Source organism: Microcoleus sp. bin48.metabat.b7b8b9.023, from assembly GCF_013299185.1.
Classification (GTDB): Bacteria; Cyanobacteriota; Cyanobacteriia; order Cyanobacteriales; family Microcoleaceae; genus Microcoleus.
Genome location: NZ_JAAFKG010000100.1, coordinates 5,841 through 13,187, shown reverse-complemented (window position 1 = coordinate 13,187; position 7,347 = coordinate 5,841). Strand labels below are relative to the sequence as shown.

General features: G+C 47.1%; 7 protein-coding genes. 2 read left to right on the top strand and 5 right to left on the bottom strand.

The window, feature by feature from the left end; genetic code table 11:
- Positions 1 to 220 precede the first annotated feature (220 nt).
- The 4 genes from pstA to QZW82_RS31225 form a co-directional block, all read right to left on the bottom strand.
- Positions 221 to 1,117: a phosphate ABC transporter permease PstA gene (gene pstA / locus QZW82_RS31240; protein ID WP_293157983.1), complete on the bottom strand. Its 897-nt coding sequence runs from the start codon at positions 1,115 to 1,117 to the stop codon at positions 221 to 223.
- A gap of 34 nt (positions 1,118 to 1,151) precedes the next feature.
- On the bottom strand, positions 1,152 to 2,108 hold the full coding sequence (pstC, locus tag QZW82_RS31235) for a phosphate ABC transporter permease subunit PstC (protein WP_293157980.1): 957 nt from the start codon (positions 2,106 to 2,108) through the stop codon (positions 1,152 to 1,154).
- A gap of 389 nt (positions 2,109 to 2,497) precedes the next feature.
- Positions 2,498 to 3,685, bottom strand: a complete 1,188-nt coding sequence (pstS, locus tag QZW82_RS31230) for a phosphate ABC transporter substrate-binding protein PstS (protein WP_293157977.1) — start codon at positions 3,683 to 3,685, stop codon at positions 2,498 to 2,500.
- Between the two features lie 388 nt (positions 3,686 to 4,073).
- The gene (locus tag QZW82_RS31225; protein ID WP_293157986.1) at positions 4,074 to 4,268 is read right to left on the bottom strand and encodes a hypothetical protein; all 195 of its coding nucleotides are present in this window, start codon (positions 4,266 to 4,268) and stop codon (positions 4,074 to 4,076) included.
- Between QZW82_RS31225 and QZW82_RS31220 the strand changes: the two genes are divergently transcribed.
- Both QZW82_RS31220 and lspA read left to right on the top strand, forming a co-directional pair.
- Positions 4,216 to 4,794 carry a biotin transporter BioY gene (locus tag QZW82_RS31220; RefSeq protein ID WP_293157974.1) on the top strand — a complete coding sequence of 193 codons (579 nt, stop codon included), beginning with the start codon at positions 4,216 to 4,218 and terminating at the stop codon, positions 4,792 to 4,794. The two genes, QZW82_RS31225 and QZW82_RS31220, sit on opposite strands and share 53 nt — an antisense overlap.
- A gap of 315 nt (positions 4,795 to 5,109) precedes the next feature.
- Positions 5,110 to 5,619 carry a signal peptidase II gene (gene lspA / locus QZW82_RS31215; RefSeq protein WP_293157971.1) on the top strand — a complete coding sequence of 170 codons (510 nt, stop codon included), beginning with the start codon at positions 5,110 to 5,112 and terminating at the stop codon, positions 5,617 to 5,619.
- A gap of 164 nt (positions 5,620 to 5,783) precedes the next feature.
- On the opposite strand, the gene QZW82_RS31210 is transcribed toward lspA, so the two are convergent.
- The gene (locus tag QZW82_RS31210; RefSeq protein WP_293157968.1) at positions 5,784 to 7,022 is read right to left on the bottom strand and encodes a DUF1501 domain-containing protein; all 1,239 of its coding nucleotides are present in this window, start codon (positions 7,020 to 7,022) and stop codon (positions 5,784 to 5,786) included.
- Positions 7,023 to 7,347 lie beyond the last annotated feature (325 nt).

The window sequence follows — 7,347 nt, the reverse complement described above, 5'->3', positions numbered from 1 at the left end:
CTTGATTTAAGATTGAAATATGACTGTAAAACAACCAATACAAAAAAAATATTGAAGGCGGTTGAAACCGCTACCGACTTCCTCCTCATGTCTAAAAGCCAGAGGCTTCCGTCTCGTTTCTCGGTGAGAAAGAATCGCCCAATGCCCAATCCCTCCGCTACGCTCCGCCCAATGCCCTGTTTGGCCTTCTTCCCAATGCCCAATGCCCAATGCCCAATGACTAATAAACCTTTTTGCGAGTAGCCCAGCGAGACAGAATACTCGTCAACAAAACCATGAACACCAAAATTAAAGATGCAGCCCAAGCCAACTCTTTCTGTGCCTTAAAAGGAACCGTTGCAAAGTTGTACACCAACACCGAAAGTGACGGAGTTGGCTTATCAAATCCTCCCGGCCAAAAAGGGGAATTCAGCGCCGTAAAAATCAAAGGAGCAGTTTCTCCCGCAGCGCGAGCAATTGCCAGCGTCACGCCGGTTAAAATAGCCGGAATAGCAGCAGGCAAAACCACCTGCAATACCGTTTGATAATTAGATGCACCCACACCAACCGACGCCCATCGAATATCTTGCGGGACGATTTGTAGAGCTTCGTCAGTAGTCCGCACAATCGTCGGCAACATCAGCACGGCCAGCGCCGCACCGCCTGCAATTGCCGAAAAGCCTCCCATATTTACCACAAACAAACCGTAGGCAAATACACCAGCAATAATCGAAGGAACTCCGCTGAGGACATTCGTAGCAAAGCGTACCCAACGTGCGATCGAGCCTTTGCTAAATTCCGACAAATAAACGGCGGCCAGTATACCAAAAGGCACAGCAATTAAAGAAGCAATTCCTACCGTCATCAATGTACCGAGAATTGCATTCGCGATACCGCCTCCCGAAAGTCCAGGCGGGGGTGGAAGTTTGGTAAACAAATCTAAATTTAGGCGATTGAAACCTTGGACTGTAACGTAAGAAAGCACTGCAAACAAAGGCAACAAAGTAATTGTCAAACAGGCTCCTGCTAATACCGTCATCGCGGTATTGAACAGCGATTGCGGACTGCCTTTAACCTTTTTGAAACTGCCTGGATTCGAGGTCAAAGAACTTCGATCTTCCGACGGGATATTTGACATAAATCAAAACTGTATGGGAAATTGCAGCAAACTTTTAGTTGTACTTGGCTCTGACTCTAGAAACAATCCACTCTGCCAAGATATTCACAATCAGCGTCAGAATAAACAGAATTAGCCCCGTGTACATCAGAGCTGCTACTTGCAAACCTGAAGCTTCGGCAAATTGATTTGCCATCAGAGAAGCAATAGTATTTGCTGGAGCTAGCAGAGAAGCACTTAACTGATTGGAATTGCCAATTAACAGGGTGGCTGCCATTGTTTCTCCCATCGCGCGGCCCAGGCCGAGCATGATTCCGCCGACTATGCCGGAGAAAGCAGCAGGTACTAGCACTCTAAAAATTGTCGTCCACCGGGTAGCTCCTAAACCTAAAGATGCTTGTCGCAAATCGGGAGGAAGACTTGCCAAAGAGTCGCGAGAAATAGCAGTAATAATGGGCAAAGTCATAATCCCCAAGATTACTCCGGCGGGTAACATTCCCGGGCCAACTGGCGGAGTGCTAAAAATTGGCAGCCATCCGAAGTTACCGTTGAGAAACTTTCCGATGCTGGTAATAATGGGAATCAATACAGCAATTCCCCACAAACCGTAGACTACGCTGGGAATGGCGGCTAAAAGTTCTACTAAAAAAACTAAAGCTGTGCGTACTGGGAGCGGCAGAAAGTCCTCGCTCAGGAAGATTGCAGTCCCTACTCCTAATGGTACCGCAATTAGAAGCGCGATCGCCGAACTGACGATCGTCCCATAAATCATCGGCAGCGCGCCGTACTCTTCTTTAACCGGATTCCAGCTACTGCTAAATAGAAATCCCAAACCGTACTGTTGCATAGCAGGTAAGGCTCTGTAAGCAACCGTCACGGCGATTACCAGCAAGATTACGCCTACTCCGATGCCCAAAATGCGCGTCAGCCAGATAAAGGCTTGGTCTAACGACTTTTCTGCTGCTGAGCGCGATCGGCTCTCTAATTGAGGGCTATTATTATCTGAAACCATAAACAAAAAACCCAAATAATAGTAAATAAAAAGAGCAATTTGAGGCAAAAGCTAGCTGTTCGGGAGTAGAAAGAAAGAGAATAAAAAACCAAAGGGGCGGGTTGATTAATCCCGTGACTTTTCAACAAATATTTCTGGTTCAACCCGCCCGTTGTAGGGTGCGTCGCTGCGAGATTTTCTCTTCTGAAGCCCGTAGATTGTTGGTGGCGACGCACCCTACGGTATCTACTCAATAAAACAAAAGAGGGGCGGGTTGATTAATCCCTGACTTTTTAACAAATATTCCTGGTACCCGCCCCACAGAAATATCTCTCTTCCCTCTTCTTTCTGCCAACTGTCAACTGTCAACTGTCAACTGTCAACTGTCAACTGTCAACTGACTTCAATCCCTATTTGGCAACTTCAATTTTGTAGTCGGGGCTGATGCCGTCGGCCGCTGCGGCTACTTTTTCTTTAACACTTGCAGGCAAAGGAACGTAGCCCAATTCAGAACTAACTTTTTGACCTTCATTCAAGCCGTATTCAACCATTGCTTCAATGGCTTTGGCTTTGTTGGGGTCAGCAACTGTTTTAGGAACTAGCATCCAAGTGTAGGTGACAATTGGATAGGAAGTAGCGCCTTCTGGGTCTTCGATAAATGCTCGCAGATTTTCCGGTAAGGGCACTGTCGCTAAAGCTGCTGAAGCTGATTCGTCGTTAGGTACTACAAATGTACCTGCTTTGTTTTGCAAAGATGCAAATTTGAGATTGTTGTTTTTGGCGTAGCCGTATTCTACATAGCCAACTGCGCCTGCGGTTTGCAGGACTTGGGCTGTGACGCCTTCGTTGCCTTTTGCACCGACAAAGGTACCAGTTTTGGACCACTCTACTGTTTTGCCGTCGCCTACTGCTGTTTTCCAGTCGGGGCTGATGGCACTCAGGTGTTTTGTGAAGACGGCGGTGGTGCCGCTACCGTCGGAACGGTGGACGACGGTGATGGCTTGGTCTGGCAATTTAGCGCCCGGATTGGCTGCTGCAATTTTGGGGTCGTTCCACTTGGTAATTTTACCTTGGAAGATTTCTGTGTAAACGTCTCTGGGCAGTTTGAGTTCGGGTACGTCTGGCAGGTTGTAGCCGATGACGATGCTGCCGGCTGTCATGGGCAACAAAATCACGCCTTTGTCTGCTGGAACTTTGGCGATTTCGTCGTCTTTCATGGCGGTGTCGCTAGCGCCAAAGTCTACAGTGCCTTTGGTGAATTGTTCGACTCCGGCGCCGCTGCCTACTGATTGGTAGTTAATTTGTACTTTGGGGTTGATTTTGTTGAAGTCTTGAAACCAACGCTGGTACAGGGGGGCGGGGAATGATGCGCCTGCTGCTGTGATTGCTACGTCTGAGGCGAGGGCGAGTTTGGTGTTGGCGGCTGGGGCTGCCACGGGGGAAGCGCCGGGGGTTGCTGCGGTGTCGCTGCCGGGGCTGGGGCTGCTGCTGGTGGTTGTGCTGCCGCCGCCGCACGCTGCTAAGCTGAGGGCGATCGCCATAGCAGAAATTGCTGTGGTAACACGATTCGGATTAATCAAGTTGAGACGAAAAAGCATAGGTAAAGAAAATTTACGATCGTTATACAGGTATTCACCACCACCATATCGTGCGAAAGTAAAGGTTAGGTTAAAAATCTTTACATTTAATCACATCTTAGTATTATTTTAGTATTAATATTATTAATCAATAGACCTCCTGCGAAAGTATTTTATCGATCCTTTAACAGTAGCCATTTCAGCCATTATTAACTAATAATAAAAGATTGGCCAGACATACTGGTAATTATCGGTTCTGTCGATTAGGTGAGGACTTTCGCAGGAGGTCTATTAAAATAGCCTTGATGAGCTTGACAGGCGTAATCAGATAACATATCGGATGATAAATTGGTAGGAAAATAAGTATGCGATCGCCCGATCGCGAAAAATCCGCCATTAAGCGATCGGACTATCCAGGCTTAAGAACCAGAAAACCATACAATGGTGGTTGTTTTGACAGTAGTGCTAGTATAAAGAACTGAAAAGCTGCGGGCATTCCAGCTTGCATCTTCCTTCTTCCGTCTTCCTTCTTCCTTCTTCCTTCTGCTATAATGCCTGCTCCTATCGAATTAATCTGGGCTGTTATTGGTTTGCTCCTAACCATAGGAGGCACTTTTTTGCCTGCATCTGTGACAATGCCGATCGGGTTTTGGGACGATCGCGGACTTCAGGCGTACTCTTTAGGTGTTACTTATCAAATTGGAGCAGTATTGCTAGTAGGCTGCATGGGCGGCAAAAATGCGGCTGCTCTCTCGCAAATTGCCTATTTGGTATTAGGATTGACTTTGTGGCCAGTTTTTGCTCAAGGTGGCGGCATCGGCTATATTAAAGAAGCGAGTTTTGGGTATTTGTTGGGTTTTGTTCCTGGTGCTTGGGTGTGCGGCTGGGTTGCTTTTAAGGTGGCTTCGCGGTTGGAATCGATCGCTTTTAGTTGTTTGTGCGGTTTATTTACAGTTCACGCGATCGGCTTAATTTATCTAATTTTTAGTTACTTGCTGATTCCGGGCAAAAAAACACCTTTATTCAATGAGATTCTAAAATATTCAGTTTATCCTCTACCAGGACAATTGGCTGTAGTTTGTGCGATCGCACTTTTGTCATTTACTTTGCGCCGCTTGATGTTTTATTAATTCTGAAGGAAGAAGGAAGAAGGAAGAAGGAATTGTTGGTAATTATGTCAAATCAGGTTATACTATCATTGCAAAACCCGAAGATTATCTCGCTGCGGCTGGGATTGCTTTGCTACACTGCATTCTGCTCGCCATGAAACGCGAGATTTCAATAAATTATATCGTGTCCAATTCCCCATGTTCTATTACGGAATAGCAAGGGTTTGAAGCCCTTACTCAGGTCGGCAGATTGTGATAAGAACGGAGTTTAAATCTCCGTTCTTATCACTTCGCTGTCACAGGTCAACTGTCAACTGTCAACTGTTTAACTAATCCATGCGTTTTAAAAGAAATCCGTTATTCTGGGTTGCTGCTGTTATCAGTTTAATTTTAGACCACCTGACTAAGTTTTGGGTGGTGCAAAATTTTGACTTGACGGTTCCTCCGCAGACTCAGCCGCTGTTACCGGGGATATTTCACTTCACTTATGTTGTTAATACCGGTGCGGCTTTTAGTTTGTTTAGCAACGGCGGGGCGAGTTGGTTGCGCTGGCTGTCTTTGGGCGTGAGTGTGGGATTGATTGTATTGGCTTGGTTCGGGCCGCGAATTAACCGCTGGGAACAAGCTGGCTACGGTTTGATTTTGGGGGGCGCACTGGGTAATGGGATCGATCGATTTATTTTGGGCCACGTTGTAGATTTTATCGATTTTCGGATCATTCGGTTCCCGGTATTTAATCTGGCAGATGTGTTTATTAATGCTGGGATTATCTGTTTGTTGATTGCAACTTTTCACGGTGCACCGCCGCCGAGAAACCGAGACGATAGCGATTCTATTTCAGAGTAATAGCATTTTTCTCAAGTCTTTGTACGACATAATTGTTGGCGGAGTAAAACGAATGTTGTTTGCACTCTGCTGGCGATAACACAGGTGCGTCGCTACTCGAAAAGTCGATTTTTTTCAGAGATTGTGAATGACGACGCACCCTACAGCTTTCTCAATGTCAACTGTCAACTGTCAACTGTTGACACCAACCCAACGATTCGATTTGATTTGTAACCGGGAAAAACTCGATCGACCTTTTCCCCATCCAGTCGTAAATGACTCTGCAACACAGTCGCAATTACATCTCGAAAATCTGTCGTCACGGCTAAATCGCGCTTTTGATACAACTGACTTTCATCCAATCCCGGCCACTCGCCATAAACTTTGCCGCCCTTAATTTTACCACCCAAAAGCCAGATCGCATTTCCGTGTCCGTGATCCGTGCCGCCGTTGCCATTTTCGCGCACTGTGCGGCCGAATTCTGAGATAACTACGATCGCGCTTTCTGAGTAAACATTACCCAATCCCTGCACCAAATTGGCTAAACCCTGTCCCAGAGGCCGCAATCTTGCGGCTAATTGGCCTTGGGAACTTCCTTGATTGATGTGGGTATCCCAGCCTCCGAGGGCGAGGAAAGCTAGCTGAATGCTGGAGTCTCTCGCCATCAGCCGCCCCAATTGTGTCGCGTCGCCGGGGAAACCATCGGCTAAGGGTGCGCCGTTATTGGCGGCTTTCATTTCTGCATCCAAGTTAGCCAGCAGGGTTTGGCGGGCGGCGCGACTTTCTCGGTATGCTTGACCTAGTTGGTCGCTATCGCTGTAAAGTCGATCGAATGCGCTACCGATTTGGGGTTTGTCAATGGCGATCGGGCGACCAGCATTTTTACCTAGTCTAAAGCTGGCAACTGCCATTTTTCCCGACAGGATGCGGGGTGTGGAGGTGCCACCATTCAGGGCTTGGACGGGGGAATTGGCGGATATGACTGACAGCAGGCGGTTCATCCAGCCGTCGGGGGTCTTGTTTTTGCCGGGAGTGCCACTTTCCATGTAGTCTTGCGCCTCGAAGTGCGATCGGGTGGGATCGGGAGAACCGCAAGCGTGGACAAATGCGAGGGTTCCTTGCTGCCACAGCGGGGCGATCGCGCTGAGTGCGGGGTGGAGTCCAAAACGGCCGTCAAGGTCGATCGCACCGCCTTGCAGCCCCGGTTTTGGGATAGCTATTTTGGGTCGAGATTGATAGTAATTCGCTTCTTGGTAGGGAACAATTACGTTTAAGCCATCGACTGCGCCGCGCAAAAATATCACAATTAATCGTTTGCTGTTCTTGGGTGCGGCGGCTTTCACGGCTAAACCGTGGAGTCCAACAGACATAATTGTCGAAGTTGAAAGCAGTCCAGTTTGGATTAAAAATTGGCGTCTGTTCATGGTAATTGGTGATTGGTAATTTGCGCTCGAAAAGGTTGGTAGTGAGGACTTTAGTCCTCAGAAAAGAAAGGACTAAAGTCCTCACTACGAACCAATCTCATACACTTGTTTCATAATTGTCTAAATTGAAAGCAGTCCAGTTTGGATTAAAAATTGGCGTCTGTTCATGGTAGTTTGTGATTGGTAATTTGCGCTCGAAAAGGTTCGTAGTGAGGACTTTAGTCCTCAGAAAAGAAAGGACTAAAGTCCTCACTACGAACCAATCTCATACACTTGTTTCATAATTGTCGAAGTTGAAAGCAGTCCAGTTTGGATTAAAAATTGG

Coding starts and splice junctions, on each gene's coding strand:
- pstA (WP_293157983.1), bottom strand. CDS start 1,117: ATGTCAAATATCCCGTCGGAAGATCGAAGTTCTTTGACCTCGAATCCA.
- pstC (WP_293157980.1), bottom strand. CDS start 2,108: ATGGTTTCAGATAATAATAGCCCTCAATTAGAGAGCCGATCGCGCTCA.
- pstS (WP_293157977.1), bottom strand. CDS start 3,685: ATGCTTTTTCGTCTCAACTTGATTAATCCGAATCGTGTTACCACAGCA.
- QZW82_RS31220 (WP_293157974.1), top strand. CDS start 4,216: ATGCCTGCTCCTATCGAATTAATCTGGGCTGTTATTGGTTTGCTCCTA.
- QZW82_RS31225 (WP_293157986.1), bottom strand. CDS start 4,268: ATGGTTAGGAGCAAACCAATAACAGCCCAGATTAATTCGATAGGAGCA.
- lspA (WP_293157971.1), top strand. CDS start 5,110: ATGCGTTTTAAAAGAAATCCGTTATTCTGGGTTGCTGCTGTTATCAGT.
- QZW82_RS31210 (WP_293157968.1), bottom strand. CDS start 7,022: ATGAACAGACGCCAATTTTTAATCCAAACTGGACTGCTTTCAACTTCG.